Here is a 23,490-nt window from a genome sequence, read left to right as displayed (position 1 = left end):
GGTCAGGTCTCGGCGGGGGACGGCGCCGCGCCCACCCGCCGATGGCCGGGATCAGCTGTCTCTCGCCATCCGCCGGGCGACTTCACCCGCGATGCCACATATCGACCTCCTGCTGGTGCTTTCACGACGGGGCCGTCAGCGATCCACGGTCGTGGAGTCACCACCGGGGAGGCGGCGAATCCAGCGGTGGGGATTCAAGTTCAAAGACGAGTGAAGGCGGACCATCGTCTCGAGCGTGGGATTCGCCCATGGATAGTGAGAAAACCGCGCTCTCTCGATACGGCCGAGTGCGGGCGGCGCGATACCGGCGATGAAAGCCGCCTCCTCTTGGGAGTACCCCATACTCGTGCGTGCATTGTGCAATTGGACGGCGAGATTTCTCGAGAGATGCGCGCAGAGTATCTCGTGCTCCGATCCGACGGAGGGTCTAGTCACGGCAGCCCCGATTGTGAAAAAGAGTTAACTCCTCATCTTCGCCCATCCGGTTTCGCGAGCCCACAACATATATGTGCTCGTAGCGAGGAGCGACCGTGAGGGTCCGCCTCTTTCGCGGCCGCGGAAGCGGATGAACGGTTTCGAACTTCACCCGCCTCACGACGGCGCCGACCCTTCGCGCGCCCGGTTGAGAGCGACCTGCGAGAGGAAATCGACGACAGCGCGCTCATCGGGGAGAACGAGGCTCTCGCCGCCGACGATCACGTCGAAAGCCCCTTTGGAACGGGGTCGGACGGAAACGGGCGCGCCCCGCGGTCCGATCTCCCACCCCTCGCCCTTTCGCCGGGCGCGCCACCCGTGAATATGCATGAGCATATCGAGAGAAGGAGTCTTTTCTGCACTGCCACCGTCGTTCACGCGGGGCAGATTAACGCATGAAAATTGCCGCGACATTTCGATTTCGATCGCCAGTCGTCGATAACGACAGATGAGTCGGCACACAAATACGAATTCAACATTTGCAAGAACAAAGAAGTATCCGCGAGGGCATGTTCGCGTGTGCCGCCGCACCGCCGGGAGCGTTGCCGGCCACGCGCGCGACACGTCCCCCGCAGCACCCTCGCCGGGTCAGGACGGTGAACCCCGCCTGGTCAGGCGCGTTGGGCAGGACGGAAGCGGTCGAGCGGAGAGGCCTCAGCTCACCCACCGAGGGCGCGCCATCCGAGCAGGGGCAGGAGACTCGGTCGCGAGCACGTACAGGGCCGGCGGCGAAGGCTCACCGCGACCCAGCGTGCCGAACTCCGGAGATTCGGCCCTCGAGGTACCGCATTCACCATCACCCGAAGCGGTCGCGCACTCTTTCTCCGGAGTCCGGCACCGCGCGCTCCTCGCTAGGCGACCGGACGACAGCGGTCCACGGCAACCTGACCGCGCGAGAGGCGTCGTCCCCGTGTCGAACACGGTCCCCCGTGACGAGCCGCAGGATTCCGCACGTCGAGCGCACAGACCCGGCCCGGCCGGCCCGCGCTCATCACGCGTAGCCTGGAACAGTGACACTCCCCTTCGACGTCGACGCCGTGCGCGCCGACTTCCCGATCCTCGAGACCGAGATCGACGGCCACCCGCTCGTCTATCTCGACTCCGGCGCGACGAGCCAGAAGCCGCGCGCCGTGCTCGACGCCGAACGCGACTTCCTCGAGCGCGCGAACTCCGCCGTTCACCGCGGCGCGCACACGCTCGCCGCCGAGGCGACCGAGCTGTTCGAAGACGCGCGTGTCACCGTCGCCGAGTTCGTCGGCGCCGAACCCGAGCAGCTCGTCTGGACGAGCGGCGCCACCGCCGGCCTCAACCTCGTCGCCGGGTCGCTCGGCTACGCCGGGCGCCTGCGCGAGGGCGACGAGATCGTCGTGACCGAGGCCGAGCATCACGCCAACCTCATCCCCTGGCAAGAACTCGCGGCCCGCACCGGCGCGCGCCTGCGCCACATCCCCGTGCTCGACGACGGCACCCTCGACATGCACGCCGCCGCCGACCTCATCGGCGAGCGCACGAAGGTCGTCGCCTTCCCGCACGTGTCGAACGTGCTCGGCATCGTGAACCCCGTCGCCAAGCTCGTGACCCTCGCCCGCGGCGCCGGCGCGTTGACGGTGCTCGACGCGTGCCAGTCTGCGCCGCACCTCGCGCTCGACCTCCCGGCATCCGGGGTCGATCTCGCCGTCTTCTCGGGGCACAAGATCCACGGTCCGTACGGCATCGGCGCCCTCTGGGGCCGCGACGAGGTGCTCGAGTCGCTGCCGCCCTTCACCTTCGGCGGCTCGATGATCACGACCGTCACCCTCGACAAGGCGGAGTACCTGCCGCCGCCGCAGCGCTTCGAGCCCGGTACGCAGCCGGTGTCTCAGGCGGTCGCCTTCGCGGCGGCATTGCGGTGGCTCGGTGCGCACGACCTCGACGCAGCCCGCGCCCACGAGGCGGCGTTGGAGAAGCGCATGCGCGATGGACTCCGCTCGATCGACGGCATCCGCCTTCTCGGAGACACGGATGCCGCCGACCGTGTCGCCCTGCAGGCCTTCACCGTCGAGGGAGTCCATGCGCACGACGTGGGGCAGTTCCTCGACAGCCGCGGCGTCGCCGCGCGCGTCGGACACCACTGCGCGCAGCCGCTGCACCGCCGGTTCGGCATCACGGCATCCGTCCGCGCGAGCGCGGCGATCCACACGACCCAGGCCGAGATCGACACGTTCCTCGACGCCGTGTCGGGTGTGCGCGGGTTCTTCGGCGTCGCCTCTCCGACGGGTGCTCCGGGCGCCGAGGCCGGCGTCGGCGCGGGCACGGCGGGAGTCAACGCATGAGCGGTCTCGAATCGCTCTACCAGGAGCTCATCCTCGATCACGCGAAGAACCGTCGTGGCTTCGGTCTCGCCGAGCCGGGCGCCCACAGCGCGACCGTGCACCAGCGCAACCCGATCTGCGGCGACGAGATCACCCTCCGCGTCGACGTCGCCGGCGACCGCGTGGCATCCGTCACCTGGGAGGGCGCGGGCTGCTCGATCTCGCAGTCGTCGGCATCCATGCTCGTCGCGCTGCTGCAGGAAGACGGCGGAGACGACGGGATGCCACGCGCCGACGTCGAGGCACTGATCGGGGAGTTCCGCGAGGCGCTGCGCTCGCGCGGCAAGATCCCCCTCGACGAGGAGCGCTTCGCCGATGCCGCCGCCCTGTCGGGCGTCTCGAAGTACACGGCGCGCGTGAAGTGCGCGATGCTGGCGTGGGTCGCGCTGGAGGAAGGGCTGCGGCAGGCCTGAGGACGCGCGAGCGTGGGACAGCCTCCGTGCCGGGGGCCGCGCACAACCTCCGCGATGTGCACAAACTCCGTCGCCCACGACCCGACCCGGCTGAGGTTGCGCACATCACCGAGGATGCGCGCACACCCTGCGGCCCCCGTGCCGACGGCGCCGCCGAAAATCGACCGCGCGCTGGCCGCACACAACCTCCGCGATGTGCACGAACTCCGTCGCCCACGACCGCACCCGGCTGAGGTTGCGCACATCACCGAGGATGCGTCCGCCCCGACGCGCGCTACCCTGCCGTGAGACCCGAGAGGACGGATGCCATGGCCACCGGATTCAGCGACGAAGAACGCGCGGCGATGAAGCAGCGCGCCGAGGAGCTCAAGACCATGAAGGGCCTGAAGGGCCTGGCGAAGCTGCAGAAGGAGAACGAGGCCTGCCTCGAGGCGATCGAGAAGCTCGAGGGCGCCGACCGCGCGATCGCCGAGCGCGTGCACGTGATCGTGCTCGAGGAGGCGCCGCACCTGAACCCGAAGACGTTCTACGGCTTTCCGGCGTACGCGAAAGACGGCAAGGTCGTCGTGTTCTACCAGCCCGCGTCGAAGTTCAAGACGCGCTACGGCACGGTGAGCTTCGACGAGACGGCGCAGCTCGACGACGGCCCCTTATGGCCGGTGTCGTTCGCGGTGCTCGAGGTGACGGCCGAGGTCGAGCAGAAGATCCGCGAGCTCGTGCGGCGGGCGGCGCCGGCGGTCTGACGCCGATCGGCCCCGTCGCTACGGCGCGTGAGCCCCCCCGCCTGACCGCTTCCCCCGCCCCACTCGTTCACTCGCTGCTCGTCTACCCCGGGGACAGTCGCCGCGCTGCACAACTCCTGCAGAATGCGCGCTCGGGCGACACGCGCGTCGGTTTCGCGGCGATGTGCAGGAGTTGTGCGCCGCCGGGATCGGGCAGGCACCCACCGCGATCCACGTCGGCGGCGCCGCACGGCGGCGCCGGGACAGCCGCCGTCCGCTGCACAACTCCTGCAGATCGCGCACTCGCGCGTCGCGCGCAGCGGTTCGGCGGCGATTCGCAGGAGATACGCGCCGCCGCGGTCGGGCTCGGTCACGAAGGCGTCGCGGGGAGGCGGCCGCGACGCCGCGGCATCCGCCAGGCTCACGCCAGGACGACGCGTTCCATCCGCTCGAAGCTCTGCTCCATGCCGTCGACCATGCCGGTGGCGAGCACCATGTCGCGAGTGGTGGCATCCGGATACTCGATCAGGAGCGTGACGAGGGTCGCGCCGTCTTCCTCGTAGAACGACAGGTCGTTCGTGGTGGAGGGGTAGTCGGTGCCGGTCATGTGCTCGGTCTGCACGATGCGTCGGGGCTCGTCGATAAGCAGGGTCTCGCCGTCGAAGCCGAAGCCTTCGCCTTCGGTGCCCGCCTCGGGTTCCCAGGCGATGCGGTAGCGCCCGCCGACGGAGACGTCGACCTCGCTGACGCTCATGCGCCAGCCGTCGGGGCCGAGCATCCACTGCCGCATGAGGTCGGGGTCGACGTGCGCGCGCCAGACGAGCGCACGGGGGCCGTCGATGAGCCGGGTGATGCGCACGTGCTGATCGTCGAGGATCTCGAGCTGTGTGCCCTTGCCCTGCGCGAACTCGCGCAGGCCGAGGAGCACGGCGTCGAGCTGGTTCATCGCGAGGGTCGAGCCCTCGACGGCCCCCATCGCCACGACCTGCTCGAGGGCGTCGGCCGAGGCGAAGTGGCTGACGTTCGTGAGCCGCGAGCCATCGGGAGTCGCCTCGAAGGTGAAGACCATGCGCATCGACGGCATCCCCTCGATGGGGTCGCCGTTCTCGTCGGCGAACGAGTCGATCGCCTCGAAGCCGCGGGGCTCGTCGATCGCGGTGAACTCCCACGCCCCGCCGGCCCGCTCTCCCTGCGGCGAGGTCATGTGGTACTTCGCCTGCCCGCCGACGCGGAAGTCGAAGGCGTCGAAGGTGGCCGGCCATCCCGGAGGACCCCAGAAACGCTCGAGCTGGCGCGGATCGGTGAACACGGCCCACAAGCGCTCGGGACCGACCGGAAAGTCGGCGACCAGGGTCATGGTGAGCGCTTCGGCGTCGCTCTCGACGGATGTGACGGGCATGACGGACTCCTTAGTCGGTTCAGGGCTCGGTGGGTGGGGTGGATGCCGGGGCGTCGGGCTCGGCGGTCCGCGCGGCACGGGTCGGGCGGGCGGTGGATGCCGGGGCGTCGGGCTGCGCGAGGAGCGCGTCGAGCCGGTCGATGCGGCCGCGCCAGAGGTCTTCGTACGAGCGCAGCAGTTCTTGCGCTCGGGCAAGGGCGGCGGGATCGGCTCGCACGAGTCTCACCCTCCCCTCCGCGCGCTTGGTGATCAGCCGCGCCTCGGCGAGCACGGCGATGTGCTTCGACACCGCCGCGAACGACATCGCGTAGGCCGCCGCGAGCTGCGTCACCGACTGCTCGGTCACGAGCGTGCGCCGCACGATGTCGCGCCGCGTTGCATCGGCGAGGGCGTGGAAGACCCGGTCGATGTCGGCGTCGCTCTGTTGTTCAACCATTTGGTTGTAAATTAGCAGAGCGAATCCACGACGACAAGACACGTCGACGACGTCGACATGCTCTGGCACCCGCGCGCGTAGAGTGCCCCCGTGAAGCAGCCGTTCTCGAGTCGCGTGCTGTGGGACATGGTCGACGGCCCGATGCCAAGGGGTCTCCTCGGCGTGGGCAGCGGCGACGTCGTCGTCACCCGCGAGGCGCGCAGCCTCTACCTGGGCGGCTACTCTTCGAGCTTCCGCAATCGGCTCTACGTCGCCGACGGGTCGATCGACGGGTCGCTCGCGGAGGCGTCCTGGCGAGTGCGGACCGACAGACGCGGTCGCGCCGCCGCTCTCGCGCCGGACCCGCCGCGGTCGGCCTGGGACGGCGGCGGTATGCACACCCCCTCGTATCTACCCGCGACGGACACCCACCCGGAGCGCATCTACTACGCCGGTCGCAGCGGCCGACGTCACGTGGGAGCGGGGAGCTCATACGCCATCGGCGTGCTCGAACGCCTCGACGGCCGCTGGCGCCGAACCGGTGACCCGCTCCTTCGCGGCGCGGGAGGCAGGCCCAGCCTGCTCGAGCCCCGCGTCGCGCGAGACGCCGGACGGCACATGATGTGGTTCCTCGCGGCGCCGCACGAGGTGGCCCCCGGCGAGCAGCCCGATTACGAGCTGCGCTGCGCGACGAGCGCCGACGGAGTGACCGACTGGAGTGAACCTCGTGTCTTCGCCACCTCGGCGGAGGGCTTCTTCGATGTGGCACTGACGCGCACGGGCGAACGGTGGTTGATGATCCTCGCGAGGGGCACGAACCTGCACGGGACTCGGCCGTACCCGCCCCAGGGCCTCTGGGCGATGTCGGCGCCGCGGCTCTCCCCCGACAGGGCGGACTGGAGCGAGCCCAAGAGGATCCTCGACACCGACGCCCCGGACGTTCCGGCGTGGATGGGCGCGGGAGTGTGCGATCCCGCCGCGCACGTCGATGGCGCGGGACGTCTCACCGTGTTCGTCACCGGCACACGCCGTCGTCGATCGTGGCTCGAACTCGCCCTGACCCGACTACGCCGCGGGCGCCGGCCGCCGCCGCCCGCGCCGTTCTTCCTCGCCACGGGCGTGCTGAGCTTCGACGCTTTCACCGCCCCGGTGGAGTGAACACGCGCCGAGCACCCCGATCGCGCACCGCTCACCCGTCCGTGTCCAGCCACGACGCGATGTCGACGCCGTGGTTGTCGGGCGAGGCGATGCTCCAGTACGCCGGCGCCTGCGAGTCGTCGACCAGGCGGCCGCCCGCGGCGAGCGCAGCATCCACTCGTCCCTGCGCGTCGGAGGCGGGGACGAACACGTCGAGGTGGGTGCGCCCGCGCTTCGGCCGGTCGCCGGTGAGGGGATTGAACGCGAGATCGGGCGCGATGCGCAGGGGGTCGACGGCATCCGTCTCGCCGACGGGGTCGTAGCCGAGCACAGCGAGGAAGAACGGCCGCACGTCGGCCTCGGAGTGCTGCGCGACGTAGATGCTCAGCGACTGTACCGCGGTCGGGTCGGCGCGGAGTCCGAGCCGGCCGGCCGCCTGCGACACCGCGGCCGCGAAGAGAGGAGCCGCGGGCGCGATCCCACCGGTCGCCCACAGGGGCACCCGCACGACGACCGCCTCGGGCCGCACGTCGATGTCGGGCAGGATGCCGTGCTCCTCCGCCGCTGCGGATGCGGGCTCCACGAGACTCGCCGCGTGACGGAGCGACGATGCACGGAAGACCGCCTGCACACCGGAACTGACGACCCGCCAGTCGGCCACTCCGGCCGCGTCGTGGAACTGCTTCGAGCTGATCGTCTGCGCGTCCTCGGTCATGTCGACCATGAGAGGCCATTCCGAGTGCGAGCACAAGGAGCCTTGCGGCTCGACCGGTTCGCTGGTGCGCATGCCGGCGCCGCGAGACGGCGGCCGGCCGGTTGCGGCGTGCGACCGACCGGCGGCGAGAGGCAGCCTCGCGATCAGCGGTCCGGGAACGGGCATTCCGGAGCGGCCGGGCCTCAGCGTGCCGCGATCAGCGCCTCGAGCGGACCGTCCGGCAGCACGACCCACCCCTCGCGCCGGGCGACCCCGAGCATTCCGGATGCCGGGGGTTCGAACAGCCCCAACGCTCCGGCCCGCGTCGACAGCGCCGCGATGACCGCGTCGAACGCGTCGGCCTTGGTCACGGCGAGAGCACGGAAGGCGCCGAGGTCGAGCCACGGGGCCCGCTCGCGCAGGGAGTCGATCAGGATCGCGCGGCGCGTGGCATCCACTCGATACCCCGTCGTGTCGAACCCCCACAGCCGCAGCGAGCCGCCGGGGTAGACCTCGAACAGGCGCCCTTCCGCCGCGCGGTGTACAGGGAAGCCGGCCTCGGCGAGACGAGACGTCAGGCCCGCGCCGCGCAACGCCGTCACGCCGAGGCGGTCGGTCGACACGCTCAGCGGCCAGCGGCCGATGCGGTCGCGCACGACGCGGTCGGTGTGGCGATAGACGAGCGTCCGTCGCCAGTCGGCGCCCCCGTCGACGGATCCGAGCGATGGCTCGACGTGGTGCGCCCGGATGAAGTCGACGAAGGCGTCGGGCCACCCCAGCGGACAGTCCACACCCAGCCACGCGTCGCCGGAGGAGACGGATGCCACGATGTCGGCATCCTGCATTCCGATCTCGAGCCGCGTCAGGCGAGCGGCGTCGTCGGTCCAGACGATCTCGGCGAGCGCGGTGCCGGGGGCGGCGGCGGCGAGGTCGACTCCGATGGTTCTCATCGTGAGGAGCATAGGCGGGTGGGGCGGGGGCGGGGCTGAGAGGAGGCACCGCTGCACAGCCCGCGCCCGTCGGCAACGCACCCCCCGATCGGCCGCGCGACCTGGGAGGATCGGTGCATGGCAGACGACGATCTCCCCGATTCGCTGGAACCGGCGATCGACGTGCCGCCGCGCGACGAACCGCCCCCGCCCCCGACGCCCAAGGGCGACCTGCGCGTCGCCTCCGTCGTCGCGATCGTCACGGGCGTGGTCGTCATCGCGTGGTACCTCTTCGTCGTCACGGCCAGCACCATCTCGGAGCTCGACAACCTGGCGTGGATCCAGATCGGCATGTGGGTGCTCGCGGGGGTGTCGTTCGTGTGCGGCATCCTGAGTCTGAACGCCCGCATGGCGCGCGAGCTCGCCGCGGCCGGATTCATCGCGGGCGTCGCGGCGGGGCTGCTGTCGATCTCGATCGGCTTCTTCAGCGGGCTGGAACTGCTGAACTGAGGCAGCACCGGGTGACGGCACGGGTGAGCCCCCGCGCGTCGCGGAATATCGCCCGGACCGTCGCGGTTCGCGGTGACATGACGCCGGAGCCCGCTCTCGAACGCGCCCTGTCGACGATCGACGTGCATCCCGGCCGCGGGTGGCAGCAGGAGTTGACCGTCGGCGAACGCCTCATCCTGCCGCGTGGGGCGGCCGCGCTCGTCTACGTGCGGGCGGGCGAGCTCACGGGGGCCACCCACCGCTCGGCCTGCACGGTCGACGCGGCGGCGGGCACGGCGACCACCGTCGACGGCGGGCGCACGCTGCTCGCCGGCGACGCCTTCCTGTCGCTCGGATGCCACGACCTCGCGCTCGCTTCCCGGTCGGGGGCCGAGGTCACCGTCGTCCCGCTCGAACTGACCCCGACGGCCGAGACGCGAGCGCTGCCACCGCTGGTGTTCGTCAGCGGCTTCGCGCACGCGGAGCCCGCCGCCGCGGGACTCGCCGCGCACCTCGGCATCGCTCACGACACCGGCGGGCGCACCGGCGACGACACCATCTGCAAGCTCATGGTCACGACCGTGCTGCTGACGGCCCTGCGCCTGTGGGCCTCGAGCGACGGCGACGCGACGTGGCCTCCGCGCAGCGATGACCCGTTCCTCGCTCGTGTCGTCGCCGCGATCGACGCGGATCCCGGACGCGAGTGGAGCATCGATCAGCTCGCGGCGCTGGGAGCGATGTCGCGTTCGGTCTTCGCGGCACGGTTCCGCGAGGTCTTCGGCACGTCGCCCGCGGCGCACGTGACCGAGGTGCGCATGCGCCGGGCGAAGCAGCTGCTGGATGCCGGAACGCCGGTGTCGGAGACGTCGCGCGCCCTCGGCTATGCCTCCGACGAAGGCTTCCGGCGTGCCTTCCGACGGCACACCGGCGTGGCGCCGTCGGCGTGGCGAGCCGGCCGACGGACTCTCGTCGGCTGACGCTTCTCCGGCGCGGATTCGCGGCCTCGGCGTGGCGCCGCGCCTTGTCTCGCCGCGGCGCGAGGCGGGCGCGGCGGCTCGTGCAGGGTTTGGGGCGGATTCGGCCGATCGGGGCGGGAAATTCCTGCCCCGACCGGCGGAATCCGCCCCGAACCCGCCAGCTCGGCTCAGGCCCGCGCGGGACGCGGGGCCCGCAGCGACAACCCGAACAGCAGGGCCCCGACGACGAGGAGCGCGATGCCGATGGCATCCACCGTCATGACGCTCGTCGCATCGACCAGGATGCCGCCCACGCTCGCCGCGATCACGATGCCGAGCTGGAACCCGGTGACCATGAGGCTGCCGCCGGCCTCGAGCCGGTCGGGCATGCGGTGGCCGACCCAGGTGTTGACGATGATCAGCCACGACGCGAAGAAGAAGCCCCACACCGCCACGGCGGCCGCGACGAGCGTCACCGCCCCCGGGAGCAGCAGGACGATCGCGATCGCGACGGCGATGACGAGCGGCCCTCCCACGGCGAGACGTGCGAAGGCGCGGTCGACGATCATCCCCACCAGGATGTTGCCGACGAGGCCGCCGGCGCCGAACAGCGCGAGCATCAGCACGATCGTGCCCGCGTCGACATCCGGGATGCGTTCGAGCGAGAGACGGATGTAGGTGTACGCCACGAAGTGGCCGAGTACGACCAGGACGTGGCCGATCATGCCGCTGCCCACCCCCGGGCGCCGGAGGGTGTCGATCAGGATGCCGAGGCTCGACGCGGCGGCCGGCGGAACGGGCGGCAGCGCGACGCGCACCGCGACGCCGATGGCAGCCGTCAGCGCGGCGACGAGCAGGAAGACGGAGCGCCAATCGAGCGCCTCGCTCAGCGCGACCCCGAGGGGAACTCCGGCCACCGTCGCGAGGGAGACGCCGGCGGAGCCGAACATGACGGCGCGCCCGATGCGGTCGGGACTCGCCAGTCGCGCGGCGACCGTGATCGACATGGACCAGAAGGCGCTGATCGCGGCGCCCAGCAGGAACCGCGCGACGAGGATCGCCGGCAGACTCGGCACCAGGGCGACCACGAGACTCGACACGGTCGCCGCAGCGGCCGCGCCGACCAGCAGCGTGCGGCGGTCGAGGCGGGGGAGCAGCAGTCCGACGGTGGGGGCGAAGAGCAGACCCGCCAGGGCGGTGACGGCGACCGTCTGGCCCGCCTGACCCGGAGTCACACCGAGCGACGCGGCCATCTCGGTGAGCACCCCGTTCGGCAGGAACTCGGCGGTGACCAGCAGAAAGCTCAGCAGCATCACGACGATGAGGCCGCCGTACCGCAGGACGGACGGACCGGTGACGGGCGTGGGAACGGGGGCGGTGGTGGTCATCCTCCGATGCTCGCGCGACGCCTCGGCGCGCGCCGGGCCGTTCGTCCGCGGCATCCGACCGATCGTCCGTGGGCGGGAACGGGGCCCGCGGCACCGGGGTGCGAGGGCCGGAGCTTCCCGGGCGTGCGGCTACCGTCGGGGAGTTCCTGCCACCGACCGACGCCTTCGTTTTCGCGGTCGTCGCGCGCGACTTCTCTCAGCCCGTGAACCCTTCCCCCACGTACCGCGCCGACGGGCGGATGATCTTCGCATCACGCGCCTGCTCGAGCACGTGCGCCGTCCATCCGATCGTGCGGGCCAGCGCGAAGGTCGGCGTGTACATCTCGCGGGGGATGCCGCACTGCTCCATCACGACGGCGGCGTAGAACTCGACGTTCGCGTGCAGCGGCCTCTGGGGCCGACGCTGGGCCAGCTGCCGCTCGGCCTCTTCTTGGAACGCCAACGCCTGCGCGACCCTCGCGCCGCCGAGCCCCCGCGCGACCTCGCGTAGAAGCTCCGAGCGCGGGTCGGCCGTGCGATACACCGCGTGCCCGAACCCCATGAGCCGTCTCCCGGCAGCCAGCTCGCCGGCGATCCACCGCTCGGGGTCGTCGCCCGCGCGGTCGAGGCTGTCGAGTGCGCGGGCCGGGGCTCCTCCGTGCAGCGGCCCCGACAGCGCGCCGAGCGCGCCGGAGAGACAGGATGCCATGTCGGCCCCCGTCGACGCGATGACCCGGGCCGTGAACGTCGAGGCGTTGAAGCCGTGGTCCATCGCCGCGATGAGGTAGGCCGAGAGCGCGTGCACGTGCGCGGCATCCGGGATCCGGCCCGTCACCGCCCGGAGGTAGTCCGCGACGACGCCGCCACCGGTCGCCGCCGCGCCCGCGAGGGCGATCGGCGTGATCGCCGCGAAACGGATCGCCTCCTCGAGCCGCTGCGCCTCGTCGAGGTCGAACAGCGCGGGCGAACGGCGCTCGGATGCCACGAGCGTCCACACCGTGCGCAAAGCCGCGAGCGGTCGGTCGGTGCGCGTCGCGACCGCGGCGACGAGTTCCGGCATCCGTGGGTCGGACTGTGCGACGGCGATGCGCTCCGCGAAGGCGGCGCTGCGCGCGGCGTCGGGCAGGTCGCCGACGACGAGCAGATGCCAGACGTCTTCGAAGGAGCGGTCGCGGGCGAGGTCGACCGCGGAGTGGCCGCGGTAGTGGTACCACCCGGCGTCGCCGTCCACGTCGCTGATGGTCGTCTCGGCCGCGACGACGCCGTTGAGTCCGCGGGGCACATCGATCAGGTCGCTCATGCGCTCAGTGTGCGAACATGACGCTCACACCGTCAACGTTGATCGGATCAAGATGGCATCCCCTCTCCCCCGACTCACCGCCGCCCAGGTCGCCGCCCGCCTCGGCGTCAAGCCCGAGACGGTCTACGCCTACGTCTCGCGCGGCCTCCTGCGCCGCGCGCGCGACGCACACGGCTCGACGTTCGATGCGCTCGAGGTCGAGGCGTTCGCGGCAGGCCGCCGGCGGACCGCCGCACCCGCCCCGGCACACCCGACCACGGGGATGCCGCTGGGGGTGGTTCGAACCGACATCGCCGACATCGAAGACGGCGAACTGCTGTACCGCGGTCGTCTGGCGCGCGATCTGATCGACCGTCCGTTCGCCGAGGTCGTCGCGTGGCTGTGGGACGCCGAGCGTGTCGACGCCCCCGACCCCGCCATCGGCAGCGCGCGCGAGATGGTCGCGGCCCTCCCCCCGCACGCGGGGGCCATGGACCGCCTGCGTGCGGCCGTCACCGGGTTCGCTGCCGACGATCCCCTGCGCCACGACACCTCGCGGGCGACGCTGCACCGCATCGGGTGGACGCTGCTCACGGGTCTTCCCGTCGCCCTCGGCGGCGACCCGCACCCCGACATCGCGCGGTCGCTGACTCGCGCCTGGGGTGCGCCGGCATCGGCGGACGGCGCCGTCAACGCCGCCCTCGTCCTGCTCATCGATCACGATCTCGCCGTGTCGACGTTCGCCGCCCGCGTCGCCGCCTCCGCCCGCGCCGACGGATACGCCGCCGTCAGTGCCGCCCTCGGGGCCGCCGACTCCCCCCTGCACATCTCCGCCGCAACGCGCACCGCGCGCCTGCTCACCCGCGTGCGCCGGGGCCTCGAGCCCGAGCGGGCGCTGGCGGAGGCTCTCCGCGACGGCAATGGCATCCCCGGCTTCGGCCACCCGCTCTACCCGGGCGTCGACGATCGGGCCGACGCGCTCTTCCCGCTCCTGTCCGGGCTCCCCGACGGGGACGCGACGATGGATGCCGTGCACCGCCTCGCCGAGGTCGTCGCCGACCGCACCCGGCTGCGGCCGAACGTCGATCTCGCGCTGGCGGCGTTGGCATCCGGAGCTCGTCTGCCGGATGACGCGGCGAGCACGATCTTCGTCGTGGGGCGCATCGCTGGGTGGATCGCGCACATCGCCGCGGAGTACGAGGAGCCGGCGATGCGACTTCGACCCCGGGGTGAATACGTGGGACGGTAGTCACCTCCTAGCCAGGTCGATGGCTAGGATGCCGCCATGATGTACAACGTCCTCGAGGCGAGGAACAACCTGTCGAAGCTGATCGCCGACGTCGAGTCGGGGATCGAGGTCACCATCGCCCGGCGCGGCGTGCCGGTGGCGCGTATCGTTCCGATGGATTACGCACCGGAGCGACCGCGAAACGCGTTCGCAGCCTGGCTGCGCGAGCACCCGCTCACGCCCGAACGCGCGCGACCCGTCGAGGACATCGACGCGATCGTCGCCGAGAATCGAGCCGCCGGGGCGTGATCTATGTCGACAGTTGCCTCATCATCTACGCGGTCGAGCGTGACGACGCCCTCGGGGAGAGGGCGCGCGCGGTGCTCTCGTCGGCGGAGCTCCCGCTCGCTCTGAGCCCGCTCGTCATGCTCGAGTCGCTGGTGAGACCGATGAGAGACGGCGACGCGCAGGCGCAGCTGACCATGTGGAGTGCGTTCGATGCTTTCGAACTGCTGCCGGTCGAGCCCGACACGTTCCTCGACGCGGCGATGCTGCGTGCACGCTATCGCGGCCTGCAGACCGCGGACGCCGTGCACCTGGCCGTCGCCCGACAGACCGGGTGCACGGCGTTGTGGACGAACGACTCTCGCCTGGAGGCCGCGGCGCCCGGGCTCGCGATCGACGTGATCGGGGCACCGAGCTGACGGGCGCACGGGTGGGCAACCGTACACGGAGCACGCCGGCGACGACGACGAGCCACTCAGGCACGGGTGATCAGCGGTCCTGCCACCCGCGGGCCATCTCGACCACCGCGGCGACGGCGGCCTCGGTGTCGGCGGGTGAACCGCCCGCGCGACCGGCGACGAGTCCCGCGACGAACGCGCTGAGCGGGGCCGCGGGGCGCGCCACACCGTTCGCGACGTCACGTGCGAGGTCGAGCACCAGCGAGATGGGGATGTCGCCCTCGGCCAGGCCGAAACGCTCGGCGAGCGCGGCGCTCCACTCGTTGAGCGCCTCGGGCGGCAGGGTACGGGGTTCGGTCATGGCTCCTCCTCGGGCTCTCCGCAGATCGTCCCACGTGTCGACGTCGTGCGTCAGCGCGGGGTCGACCGCCACGGGCAGCACGGTCAGCCGACCGAGCAGGGCCCGCATCGACGCGTCGCGCCCGCGGTCGGGAAGGGTGGATGCCACTGCCCGCAGCGCCGCGGTGCGGTAGCGGCCGATGAGCCACTGCGGCCGGCCGTCGTCGAGGCACGCGCCGTCGGCATCGGCCGGGAGCGGGTCGGACAGCAGCGCCACCGCCGCGTCGACGGTCGGCAGGTCGCAGGCGACGACGTAGACCTCGTCGGCATCCACCTCTTCGAGAGCGGCGACGATGGCGGCGACCGGGCCGCCGAAGGGCGGGTCTTCGCGAACCCACCGCACGTCGAGTCCCTCGGCGAGCACGGGCGCCGCGACGACGGCGCGCTCCGCGCCGCCCGCCCGCACCGCGCCGACCGCGGACGCCAGCAGCGTCGACCCATTCACCTCGAACAGCGGCTTGATCGCGCCGCCGACGCGCGTCCCGCGGCCCCCGGCCAGCAGGATCGCGTCGACGCTCACCACCGGGTCACCGTGACTTCATTGCCCTCGACGAGGTCGTGCTCGCCCGGCGGGATGACGGCGAGCCCGTCGGCCTCGCCCAACCCGCGCGTGCCGTGCGCGGTCGGCGTGGCGGTCCAGCGGGCGGGATCGCTGCGGTCGAGGTGCACCGGCACGTACTGCACCCTGTCGGGCCGGGCGCGACGACCGGCGGCGAGCGCGACGCGCACCGTCTCGCGGCCCAGGTCGGCGTCGCCCTCGAGGGCGCGCAGTGCCGGCCGCACGAAGAGCTCGAACGACACGGCGGCGCTCACGGGGTTGCCGGGGAGGCCGAAGAGCAGGATGCCGCCGGCCGTGCGGCCGAACCCCTGCGGCTTGCCCGGCTGCATGCGCACGCGGTCGAAGCGCATGAGGTCGCCGAGCGTGTTCTTGACGACCTCGTACGCCCCCGCGCTCACCCCGCCCGAGAACACGACGACGTCGGCGCCGGCCGCTTCGGCTGCGGCGATCGCCTGGCGCGGTCCGTCGCCGTCGTCGCCGACGCTCGTGCGCAGCACGACCTCGGCCCCGGCCTCTTCGGCGAGTCCCGCCAGCAGCACGCTGTTCGACTCGGGGATCTGGCCACGCCGCAGCCCGGAGCCCGGAGCGACGAGTTCGGAGCCGGTCGAGACGACGGCGATCCGGGGGGCGCGCGAGACCGAGACGGTGCCGATGCCGGATGCCGCGATCGCGCCGATCCTCATCGCGGTCAGCCGGCTACCGGCGTCGACGACGAGCTCGCCCGCGCGCACGTCCGAGCCGCGACGGCGGATGTGCGCGCCGGGCCCGCGCGGCGCGGCGAGGACCGAGACCGGGTCGAGACCGCCGGCGAGACCCCGTTCGGTGTCTTCGAACGGGACGATCGCGGTGGCATCGGTCGGCACGGGCGCCCCGGTCATGATGCGCGCCGCATCACCGGCATCCATGCGCGGGTCGAGATCGGTGCCGGCGGGCAGGTCGGCGATCACGCGCAGGGTGGCGGGCGCGGTGAGGTCGCGCACCGCGAAGCCGTCCATCGCGGAACAATCGAAGGCCGGCACGTCGACCCCCGCGAACACCGGATGCCGCAGCACCCGCCCGCGGGCCGCGGCGACGTCGCGCTGCTCGGCGGCGAAGGGCACGACGGCGTCGAGAACCGCGGCGAGATGGTCGGCGACGCCGATCACGCGGTGCTCCGGGCGAGGGTGGCGGGCATGGCTCCAGCGTAGGCGGGGGCGCCGACATCGCCGGCGGGCGTGATGGCGGGAGGATGTGGGACGAGCGGAGGATGCGTGAGCGCTCCCACGCCCTCCCTTCGCCATATCTCCTCCGCTCATCCCGCCGCATGCCGCCCCGCCCCACGCCGGGTCCCGGCTACCGTGGCCCCATGGACGAGCTGACCTATGACGAGGTCGGCGCGACCGCCGGCGACATGCCGGCCGGTTACCACCACGTGCGGGCGCGCCGGGTGATCGGGCAGGGCCGCGGCGACTTCGAGCGCGCCGCCGACCGGCTGCTCGCGGGTGAGGCGCAGCGCCGGGCGGGCGCGCGCGTCGACGCATCCGAGACGCCGTTCCGCGTCGGCACCCGCGTGACGATGCGCCTGGGACTCGGCATCCTGAGCTTCCGTATCCCGTGCCTCGTGGTGTGGACGGAGCGCACGGCGACCTCGGCGGGTTTCGCGTACGGCACGTTGCCGGGTCATCCCGAGCGCGGAGAGGAGAGGTTCACGCTGACGCTGCGCGAGTCGGGGGAGGTCGTGTTCGAGATCGCCGCGTTCTCGAGGCCCGGACGCTGGTTCACCCACGTCGGCGCCCCGCTCGGTCGTCTCGTACAGGCGTGGATGACACGGCGCTATCTGCGTGCGCTCTGACCCCGCCGCGCGCACGCGGCGATCCGTCGCAGCCTCCGGTGGTCGAGCCGCCTCCCCCACCACGGCTCAGCGCGGCCTCTCACCTCACACGGTGACCCCGCGCCGCGGTGACGGCCCGAACCGCTTATGCCACTCCACCGCGACTTTGGCAATGCCCTGGACCTTCTCGGAGCACTTCTCGACCCTGGCGAAGCGCTTCTCGATGTCGAAGGCGCTCGCGAGAGGAGACCCCCATGATCGACGCCACCGCCCCCGACCGGCCGCACCGGTGACCCTCTCCCCCACCTCTGACGTCGACGCCGACACCACCGCCTCTCCCCGGAAGCACCGCCGCCCTCCCCGCCAGAAGGTCAAGTACAACCGCCGCGAAGCGATCGCGGGCTACCTCTTCATCTCGCCCTGGATCCTCGGGTTCCTGATCTTCACGGCCGGGGCGATGATCTACAGCCTCGTCATCTCGTTCTCGAGCTACAACCTCGCCACCGGCGCCGCGCGCCCGGTCGGCGCGAGCAACTACGCGCAGCTGTTCGAAGACCCGCGCGTGGCGGTGTCGCTCGGCAACACGCTGTTCTACGCCGTGATGGCCGTGCCGCTCGAGATCGCCTTCGCCCTCTTCCTCGCGCTGCTGCTGAGCCGCGTCGGCCGGGGCGCGGGCATCTTCCGGACGCTGTACTACCTGCCGAAGATGACGCCGGCCGTGGCGACCGCGGCGGTGTTCTTCCTGTTGCTCAACGGCAACTCGGGCGCGATCAATCAGGCGCTCGGAGCCATCGGCATCCAGGGTCCGCAGTGGCTGGTCGACCCCGCATGGGTGAAGCCGAGCATCGTGATCATGGCGCTGTGGACCGTCAGCGGCACGATGGTGATCTTCCTCGCGGCGATCAAGAACGTGCCCGTCGACCTCTACGAGGTCGCGCAGATCGACGGCGCGGGGCCGGTCCGCCGGTTCTTCTCGATCACGCTGCCGATGATCTCGGGCGCGATGTTCTTCAACGTCATCGTGCTGACGATCGCGGCGTTCCAGGTGTTCGACCAGGCGTACCTGCTGTTCTGGCGCGATCAGAGCAACGCCTCGCCCGAGGCGTCGCTCTTCTACGCCATCTATCTCTTCCAGCAGGCGTTCCGGCAGTTCAACTTCGGCTTCGCCGCGGCCATGGCGTGGCTGCTGTTCGTCATCATCCTGCTTATCACGCTCGTGCAGGTGCGCCTCGGCAACCGCTTCGTCTACTACGAGGGGGACCGCTGATGACGAACACCCTGCAGACCCCGGGCGTCGCTCAGGCCCGTCCCGAGCTCGCGGCCTCCGCCGCCCGGCCGCCCCGGTGGCGCCGGGCGCTCAGTCAGCCGAAGACGCTCGCGGGCCGGGTCATCCTGGCGGCGGTGCTGGTGCTGTTCGCGCTGCTGTTCCTCTACCCCTTCGCGTGGCTGCTCGCGGCGAGCCTCAAGCCGCGCGGCGAGGTGTTCGACAACGCCCTCATCCCGAAGACGTTCACCCCCGGCAACTACGCCGAGGTCTGGAACCAGCTGCCGCTGCTGAACTGGATGTTCAACAGCGTCGCGATCGCTCTGTTGGCGGCCACGACCGTCGCCGTGATGAGCTCCGTCGTCGCCTTCGGCTTCGCATACTTCCGCTTCCCCGGCCGCGGGCTGCTGTTCGGCCTGGTGCTGGCGACGATGATGCTGCCGGGCGCGGTGACGATGATCCCGATCTACCTCATCTGGAAAGAGACCGGGCTGCTCGGCACCTGGGTGCCGCTGTGGGGCATGAACCTCTTCGGCAGCGCCTTCTACATCTTCTTGCAGCGGCAGTTCTTCCTCGGCGTCCCCCGCGAGCTGTTCGAGGCGGCGCGGCTCGACGGCTGCAGCGCGTGGGGCCTGTTCTGGCGCATCGCGATGCCACTGTCGATCCCGTCGTTCATCATCGTGTTCCTGTTCGAGTTCCAGGCGAGCTGGAACAACCTGCAGGCGGCGCTCATCTACTTGAACGCCGGCAGCGTCGACGAGTTCACCGCCCCACTCGGCATCGCCTACGCCATGACGAAGTACAGCCCCAGCGCGGGCGGACAGGGCGACTACCAGTACGTGATGGTCGCGTCGCTGCTGGTCACCCTCCCGATGCTCATCATCTTCGCCTTCGGCCAGCGGTACTTCGTCGAAGGCGTCGCCACCCAAGGCCGCAAGGGCTGAGATCCCCCCGTTTCGAAAGGACCCCATCATGCGCAAGCGCTCCCTCGCCGGTGTCGCCGCGGTCGCGGCATCCGCTCTCCTCCTCACCGCCTGCGGTGGCGGCGGCGCAGAAGAGCAGGCCGCCGACGTCGACTTCTCGGCCGCGCCGGCCGGCACCCTCGCCGCGTGGGGCTTCGAGAACGCCGACGATGTCGGCCAGTCCCGTCTCGACTACGCGGCCGAACAGCTCGCCGACGTCGAGGTGACCCTGGATGCCACGGCCTTCGACGCCCAGAAGTTCACGACCCGTATCGCGAGCGGCGACGTTCCCGACGTCGTGCAGATGGACCGGCGCTACGTGACCACGTATGCCGCGCAGGGACTGCTCATGCCACTCGACGCATGCTTCGAGGCGAAGAGCGTGAACCCGACCGAGCGCTGGTACCGGAACGTCGTCGACGACGTCACGTACGAGGATGCCGTCTATGCGGTGTCGCAGTTCTACCAGCCGCCGGCGATCCTGCTGAACATGAACGTGCTGAACGAGGCGGGCGTCACGCCCGAGGAGTTCGACACGTCGAACATGGACGGCCTGCTCACGGCGATCGGGAAGATCTACCAGGCCTCCGGCAGCAACCCCACCCGCCTCGGCTTCGACCCCGTCGCCACCGGACAGGGCGGACTCTGGGTGCTCGGCATGGGCGGACAGCTCACCGACGACACCGGCACGCCCACGCTCGACGACCCCGCGAACGCCGCGGGCATCGACGCGCTCAAGCAGATCACCGACGCGCAGGGAGGCTACGCCGCGGTGAAGAGCTTCACCGACTCGTTCGACACCTTCGGCGACGCCAACCAGTTCGTGCAGAACCAGGTCGGCGCGCAGGTCGCGAACCAGTGGTACCCCAACGTGCTCGGCGCCTACCGCGACCAGATCTCGCTGCAGGCGGTTCCGTTCCGGGATGCCGAGGGCCAGCCGTTCTCGCTCGCCTCGGGTACCGCATTCGTGATCCCCGCGGGGGCGAAGAACCCCGCCGCAGCCTGCGCCTGGATGACGGAGCTGACCTCGACGGATGCCTGGATGGCCGCGGGCGCGGCACGCGCGGCCACCATCGAGGGCAAGGGTGGACTCAACACGGGTCTGTTCACGGGCTCGCCCGAGGCCGACGAGATGATCCGCGAGCAGTTCGTCGTGCCGACCGGTGACGCGGGCTTCGACCAGGTGATCTCGACGTACTACGAGGTCGTCGAGAACGGGAAGTCGTTCGGCTCGTCGCCCGCCGGGCAGGACATCCAGAACGAGCTCAACAACGCCATCACCGCGGCGCTGCTCGGCGACAAGACGACGGAGCAGGCGCTGGCCGACGCGCAGGCCGCCGCGCAGCGCGCCTACGACAACGCGACGGCGGGCTGACGCGGAGCCGGGCGTCGCAGACTCGGGCTGGGCGCCGGCTCCTCGGGGCAGGGACACCGGTCCCGGGTCGGGGCGCCGGTGTCGGGCCGGGGCGCCGGGCGCAGATCTGGCGTGGCTGCGCCGTACACAACTCTGGAACTCCCGAGCGGCGGACGGCACTCACCGCGTCATTCCGCGGGAGGTCGAAGGTGGGTCGCCCGTTCTGCGGGAGTTATGCACGCACAGCCGACGACCGCGGCGCACAACCGGCTCCGCCGCGCCCGCTCCGAGCTGGCCATCTGCTCACGACGAAGGGCGCCCCGGCCGAAGTCGGAGCGCCCTCGAGTCAGCACTGGTCAGGGAGCGGATGCAATATCGAGCACCTCCGGCGCGAGCACCGCCCGCGCACCGAGGACCTCGACTCCGAGAAGACGGTCATGCGCGTCAAAGTCGAGCACGACCTCGCCACGACCCCCAGGCGTGGCAATGGAATGCACCTGCTGAGTCGCCGCCCCGGCAGGAACATCATCGACCACCGCAATGTACGCGGCGTCCGCGTCTGCGTCGTACGTGATTCGCATAGTCAGCCTTTCGTCACGGTGATGATGTCGCCCGTTCTATTGTCGACACCGACTCGAATCTTGTTCCTGCCAGAACCTTGAGTGAACACCGACGTGCCCTTGTTACCCGCCGTTCGCACCCCGTTTTGCACGACCTGTTTGATGAGAGCTTCGCTCACCCCGCGTTGCGCTGCACGAGTGAGAACATGTCCGGTCAGGCGAGCCATGACGAACAGCGCGGGGATCCAGAACGGGTCAGCGATAACGGGGAACGCCGTCGCAGACGGCGAAGGGCGCCCCGGCCGAAGCCGGAGCGCCCTTTCGTCACGGGCTGTCAGGGGCGGGGACGCTCGTCCTCCACCACCGACTGCACGCTGTCGGTCGCCGGGGTCTTGTCGTCGGCGCGCACCTCGTCGGCAGCGATCGCGATGTCGATCGCGGCGTCCTCGAGCGCTTCCGCCACGACGTCGCTCACGTCGCCACGCTCGTCGACCGCCGGGGAGGCGGTCGCGTCGACGACGGTCGAGTCATCGGCGGGGCGCGCGGGTTCGAGGCCGTCGGTCACGCGGTCCGCCGCGGCGATGTCGACCTCGGCGTCGGCGGCGGCGACGCGCTCGCGCGCGGCCTGAACCGTCTCGTCGATCGCGGCTGCCGCGCCGGCGGCGACGTCTTTGGTCTTGGACACCGCGGCATCGATGGTCGCCGAAGCGCTGGCCGCGACGTCCTTCGACCGGGCAGCGGCATCATCTACGGCCGCCGCGCCGCGGGCTTTCAGGTCGTCGACGGTCTCGGACGCGCGGGCCGCGGCGGCATCCGTTCGATCCTTCACGTCACCAGCCGCTTCGCGAGCGCGAGCCACGGCGGCATCCGTCCGGTCCTTGACGTCGTCGGCGACCTCCGTTGCGCGAGCAGCGATGGCATCCGCCCGCTCCTCCGCCTCCGCGACCACGTCGCGGTCGAACGGTCCGAAGACGCCGGTCACCACCACGTTCACGTCGATCGTCCCGCGTCCGAGCGGCTCGAGGGCCGACCGCACGGCCGCCCGCACGGCGTCGGACACCTCGTGCAGCTTGTGCGGGTAGTCCACGACGAGCGAGACGGTCGCGGTGACCGAGTCGGCGCGGTCGGTGTCGATCTTCACGCCGGGCGCGGTGCTCGCGAGCCCGACCCGCTCGCGGACGGCGTCCGAGGCGCGACCGAGCAGGCTGCCGAGCGCGTGCACGCCCGGGACAGAGCCCGCCGCCGTCGCGGCCAGGGTCGCCGCGGCGTCGAGATCGGGTGGCTCGATGGTGGCATCGATGGTGGTCATTGACGTCTCCTCGTGGGGGTGTCAGTGCACGCGGGTGTTCTCGCGGGCGAGTTTGGCGCGCAGGCCGCTGTGGATGGAGATGTAGGCGCGCAGGTTCTGGCCGGTGAGAGCGGCGAGGTTGGTGACGAGGGTGTCGACGTGCGCGGCGACCTCGCGGGGGGAGGTGTTCTGCCGCGGGGTGACGGCGACGTGCAGCACCGACTCGCGGCCCACCTCGCCGGCGGTGATGCGGGAGGAGAGAATCTCGTCGCGTTCGGCGAGGGCGTTCTTCAGCGCCTCGGACGCGAACCCGTCGGTGACGGTGATGCGGCCTTCGGCATTCGCGCTGCCGGTGGACTGCAGCGCGGCCTGCCGGCGACCGCGCACGGCGGCGGAGGCGATGACGATGAGGACGATCGCGATCACCACGATCGCGGCGACCGCACCCCACCCGGCGGACTCCCGGCCGAGGGATTCGAGCCAGCCCTGGAACCCGCCCATGACGGTGGTCCAGGTGTCGGTGCCGCCGGGGACGAGCCCGACCAGCAGGGCGAGGGTCGCCAGGCCCAGCAGCACGACGGCGACGAGGAAGAGGACGAAGCGGTTCAGACCGCGACGCGTCGCATTCATCGGGACTCCTTGGTGTCGGGACGCTCGACGCGCACGCGGGTGCGGACGGCGGGCGTCAGCTTGTAGGCGGTGATCTCCTCCTCGACGATGCGGCGCAACTGGGCCTCATCGACGGGGATACCCACCGG

At 71.3% G+C, this 23,490-nt stretch carries 27 protein-coding genes; 13 read left to right on the top strand and 14 right to left on the bottom strand.

What is annotated here, in order from left to right; all coding sequences use genetic code 11:
• Nucleotides 1-135: 135 nt before the first annotated feature.
• Entirely contained in the window at nt 136-435 is a 300-nt protein-coding gene (locus tag AS029_RS18060; protein ID WP_167345207.1) for a helix-turn-helix domain-containing protein, read from the bottom strand.
• A gap of 156 nt (nt 436-591) precedes the next feature.
• Entirely contained in the window at nt 592-852 is a 261-nt protein-coding gene (locus tag AS029_RS17115; RefSeq protein ID WP_139167972.1) for a hypothetical protein, read from the bottom strand.
• 632 nt (nt 853-1,484) lie between these two features.
• Between AS029_RS17115 and AS029_RS00125 the strand changes: the two genes are divergently transcribed.
• The 3 genes from AS029_RS00125 (at nt 1,485) to AS029_RS00115 (ending at nt 3,981) form a co-directional block, all read left to right on the top strand.
• Complete coding sequence (locus AS029_RS00125) at nt 1,485-2,786, top strand: aminotransferase class V-fold PLP-dependent enzyme (RefSeq protein WP_228375839.1); 1,302 nt, start codon at nt 1,485-1,487, stop codon at nt 2,784-2,786.
• Nucleotides 2,783-3,238, top strand: a complete 456-nt coding sequence (gene sufU / locus AS029_RS00120; RefSeq protein ID WP_058230601.1) for a Fe-S cluster assembly sulfur transfer protein SufU — start codon at nt 2,783-2,785, stop codon at nt 3,236-3,238. The genes AS029_RS00125 and sufU overlap by 4 nt, the downstream gene beginning before the upstream one ends.
• 308 nt (nt 3,239-3,546) lie before the next feature.
• On the top strand, nt 3,547-3,981 hold the full coding sequence (locus AS029_RS00115) for an iron chaperone (protein WP_058230600.1): 435 nt from the start codon (nt 3,547-3,549) through the stop codon (nt 3,979-3,981).
• Between the two features lie 400 nt (nt 3,982-4,381).
• Here AS029_RS00115 and AS029_RS00110 read toward each other — a convergent pair whose 3' ends face one another.
• Both AS029_RS00110 and AS029_RS00105 read right to left on the bottom strand, forming a co-directional pair.
• The gene (locus AS029_RS00110; RefSeq protein WP_058230599.1) at nt 4,382-5,359 is read right to left on the bottom strand and encodes an SRPBCC family protein; all 978 of its coding nucleotides are present in this window, start codon (nt 5,357-5,359) and stop codon (nt 4,382-4,384) included.
• Nucleotides 5,360-5,378: 19 nt separating this feature from the next.
• On the bottom strand, nt 5,379-5,795 hold the full coding sequence (locus AS029_RS00105) for an ArsR/SmtB family transcription factor (RefSeq protein WP_058230598.1): 417 nt from the start codon (nt 5,793-5,795) through the stop codon (nt 5,379-5,381).
• Nucleotides 5,796-5,885: 90 nt separating this feature from the next.
• On the opposite strand from AS029_RS00105, the gene AS029_RS00100 reads away from it, so the two are divergent.
• Nucleotides 5,886-6,932 (top strand): hypothetical protein, encoded by a 1,047-nt coding sequence (locus tag AS029_RS00100; RefSeq protein WP_217630050.1) that lies wholly within the window; start codon nt 5,886-5,888, stop codon nt 6,930-6,932.
• Nucleotides 6,933-6,963: 31 nt separating this feature from the next.
• Here AS029_RS00100 and AS029_RS00095 read toward each other — a convergent pair whose 3' ends face one another.
• Both AS029_RS00095 and AS029_RS00090 read right to left on the bottom strand, forming a co-directional pair.
• Nucleotides 6,964-7,626 (bottom strand): VOC family protein, encoded by a 663-nt coding sequence (locus AS029_RS00095; RefSeq protein ID WP_228375838.1) that lies wholly within the window; start codon nt 7,624-7,626, stop codon nt 6,964-6,966.
• Between the two features lie 182 nt (nt 7,627-7,808).
• Complete coding sequence (locus AS029_RS00090) at nt 7,809-8,555, bottom strand: DUF429 domain-containing protein (protein ID WP_058231148.1); 747 nt, start codon at nt 8,553-8,555, stop codon at nt 7,809-7,811.
• 117 nt (nt 8,556-8,672) lie between these two features.
• Here AS029_RS00090 and AS029_RS00085 point away from each other — a divergent pair, with 117 nt between their 5' ends.
• Nucleotides 8,673-9,044, top strand: coding sequence for a hypothetical protein (locus AS029_RS00085; RefSeq protein ID WP_058230596.1), 372 nt, complete (start codon nt 8,673-8,675; stop codon nt 9,042-9,044).
• Between the two features lie 77 nt (nt 9,045-9,121).
• Nucleotides 9,122-10,000 (top strand): helix-turn-helix transcriptional regulator, encoded by an 879-nt coding sequence (locus AS029_RS00080; RefSeq protein WP_058230595.1) that lies wholly within the window; start codon nt 9,122-9,124, stop codon nt 9,998-10,000.
• Between the two features lie 167 nt (nt 10,001-10,167).
• Here the strand turns inward: AS029_RS00080 and AS029_RS00075 are convergent, their stop codons facing one another.
• Both AS029_RS00075 and AS029_RS00070 read right to left on the bottom strand, forming a co-directional pair.
• Entirely contained in the window at nt 10,168-11,367 is a 1,200-nt protein-coding gene (locus AS029_RS00075; protein ID WP_058230594.1) for an MFS transporter, read from the bottom strand.
• Nucleotides 11,368-11,563: 196 nt separating this feature from the next.
• The gene (locus AS029_RS00070; RefSeq protein ID WP_058230593.1) at nt 11,564-12,646 is read right to left on the bottom strand and encodes a citrate/2-methylcitrate synthase; all 1,083 of its coding nucleotides are present in this window, start codon (nt 12,644-12,646) and stop codon (nt 11,564-11,566) included.
• Nucleotides 12,647-12,698: 52 nt separating this feature from the next.
• Here AS029_RS00070 and AS029_RS00065 point away from each other — a divergent pair, with 52 nt between their 5' ends.
• From AS029_RS00065 to AS029_RS00055, 3 genes are read left to right on the top strand one after another with little or no spacing between them, the layout of a single operon-like run.
• Nucleotides 12,699-13,874 carry a citrate synthase gene (locus AS029_RS00065; RefSeq protein WP_058230592.1) on the top strand — a complete coding sequence of 392 codons (1,176 nt, stop codon included), beginning with the start codon at nt 12,699-12,701 and terminating at the stop codon, nt 13,872-13,874.
• Between the two features lie 36 nt (nt 13,875-13,910).
• Nucleotides 13,911-14,162 (top strand): type II toxin-antitoxin system Phd/YefM family antitoxin, encoded by a 252-nt coding sequence (locus AS029_RS00060; RefSeq protein WP_058230591.1) that lies wholly within the window; start codon nt 13,911-13,913, stop codon nt 14,160-14,162.
• Nucleotides 14,159-14,557, top strand: a complete 399-nt coding sequence (locus AS029_RS00055; RefSeq protein WP_058230590.1) for a type II toxin-antitoxin system VapC family toxin — start codon at nt 14,159-14,161, stop codon at nt 14,555-14,557. The genes AS029_RS00060 and AS029_RS00055 overlap by 4 nt, the downstream gene beginning before the upstream one ends.
• Before the next feature lie 70 nt (nt 14,558-14,627).
• Here AS029_RS00055 and AS029_RS00050 read toward each other — a convergent pair whose 3' ends face one another.
• Both AS029_RS00050 and AS029_RS00045 read right to left on the bottom strand, forming a co-directional pair.
• Nucleotides 14,628-15,458, bottom strand: coding sequence for an NTP transferase domain-containing protein (locus AS029_RS00050; RefSeq protein WP_074615784.1), 831 nt, complete (start codon nt 15,456-15,458; stop codon nt 14,628-14,630).
• On the bottom strand, nt 15,452-16,639 hold the full coding sequence (locus tag AS029_RS00045; RefSeq protein WP_058230589.1) for a molybdopterin molybdotransferase MoeA: 1,188 nt from the start codon (nt 16,637-16,639) through the stop codon (nt 15,452-15,454). Before AS029_RS00045 ends, AS029_RS00050 begins: the two co-directional genes overlap by 7 nt.
• Before the next feature lie 200 nt (nt 16,640-16,839).
• Here AS029_RS00045 and AS029_RS00040 point away from each other — a divergent pair, with 200 nt between their 5' ends.
• From AS029_RS00040 to AS029_RS00025, 4 genes are all read left to right on the top strand, one after another.
• Nucleotides 16,840-17,325: a DUF1990 family protein gene (locus AS029_RS00040; protein ID WP_058230588.1), complete on the top strand. Its 486-nt coding sequence runs from the start codon at nt 16,840-16,842 to the stop codon at nt 17,323-17,325.
• A gap of 151 nt (nt 17,326-17,476) precedes the next feature.
• Nucleotides 17,477-18,571, top strand: coding sequence for a carbohydrate ABC transporter permease (locus AS029_RS00035; protein ID WP_228375837.1), 1,095 nt, complete (start codon nt 17,477-17,479; stop codon nt 18,569-18,571).
• Nucleotides 18,571-19,512 (top strand): carbohydrate ABC transporter permease, encoded by a 942-nt coding sequence (locus AS029_RS00030; RefSeq protein WP_058230587.1) that lies wholly within the window; start codon nt 18,571-18,573, stop codon nt 19,510-19,512. Before AS029_RS00035 ends, AS029_RS00030 begins: the two co-directional genes overlap by 1 nt.
• A gap of 28 nt (nt 19,513-19,540) precedes the next feature.
• On the top strand, nt 19,541-20,905 hold the full coding sequence (locus AS029_RS00025; protein ID WP_058230586.1) for an ABC transporter substrate-binding protein: 1,365 nt from the start codon (nt 19,541-19,543) through the stop codon (nt 20,903-20,905).
• Between the two features lie 335 nt (nt 20,906-21,240).
• On the opposite strand, the gene AS029_RS00020 is transcribed toward AS029_RS00025, so the two are convergent.
• From AS029_RS00020 to AS029_RS00010, 4 genes are all read right to left on the bottom strand, one after another.
• Nucleotides 21,241-21,465 carry a DUF2283 domain-containing protein gene (locus AS029_RS00020; RefSeq protein WP_058230585.1) on the bottom strand — a complete coding sequence of 75 codons (225 nt, stop codon included), beginning with the start codon at nt 21,463-21,465 and terminating at the stop codon, nt 21,241-21,243.
• Nucleotides 21,466-21,467: 2 nt separating this feature from the next.
• Nucleotides 21,468-21,671 carry a DUF4258 domain-containing protein gene (locus AS029_RS17450; protein WP_167345206.1) on the bottom strand — a complete coding sequence of 68 codons (204 nt, stop codon included), beginning with the start codon at nt 21,669-21,671 and terminating at the stop codon, nt 21,468-21,470.
• A gap of 107 nt (nt 21,672-21,778) precedes the next feature.
• Nucleotides 21,779-22,753 carry an Asp23/Gls24 family envelope stress response protein gene (locus tag AS029_RS00015; protein ID WP_058230584.1) on the bottom strand — a complete coding sequence of 325 codons (975 nt, stop codon included), beginning with the start codon at nt 22,751-22,753 and terminating at the stop codon, nt 21,779-21,781.
• 21 nt (nt 22,754-22,774) lie between these two features.
• Nucleotides 22,775-23,362 (bottom strand): hypothetical protein, encoded by a 588-nt coding sequence (locus AS029_RS00010; RefSeq protein ID WP_058230583.1) that lies wholly within the window; start codon nt 23,360-23,362, stop codon nt 22,775-22,777.
• Nucleotides 23,363-23,490 lie beyond the last annotated feature (128 nt).

Source organism: Microbacterium enclense (assembly GCF_001456955.1).
GTDB lineage: Bacteria > Actinomycetota > Actinomycetes > Actinomycetales > Microbacteriaceae > Microbacterium > Microbacterium enclense.
This window is presented reverse-complemented; position numbering and strand designations above follow the sequence as displayed.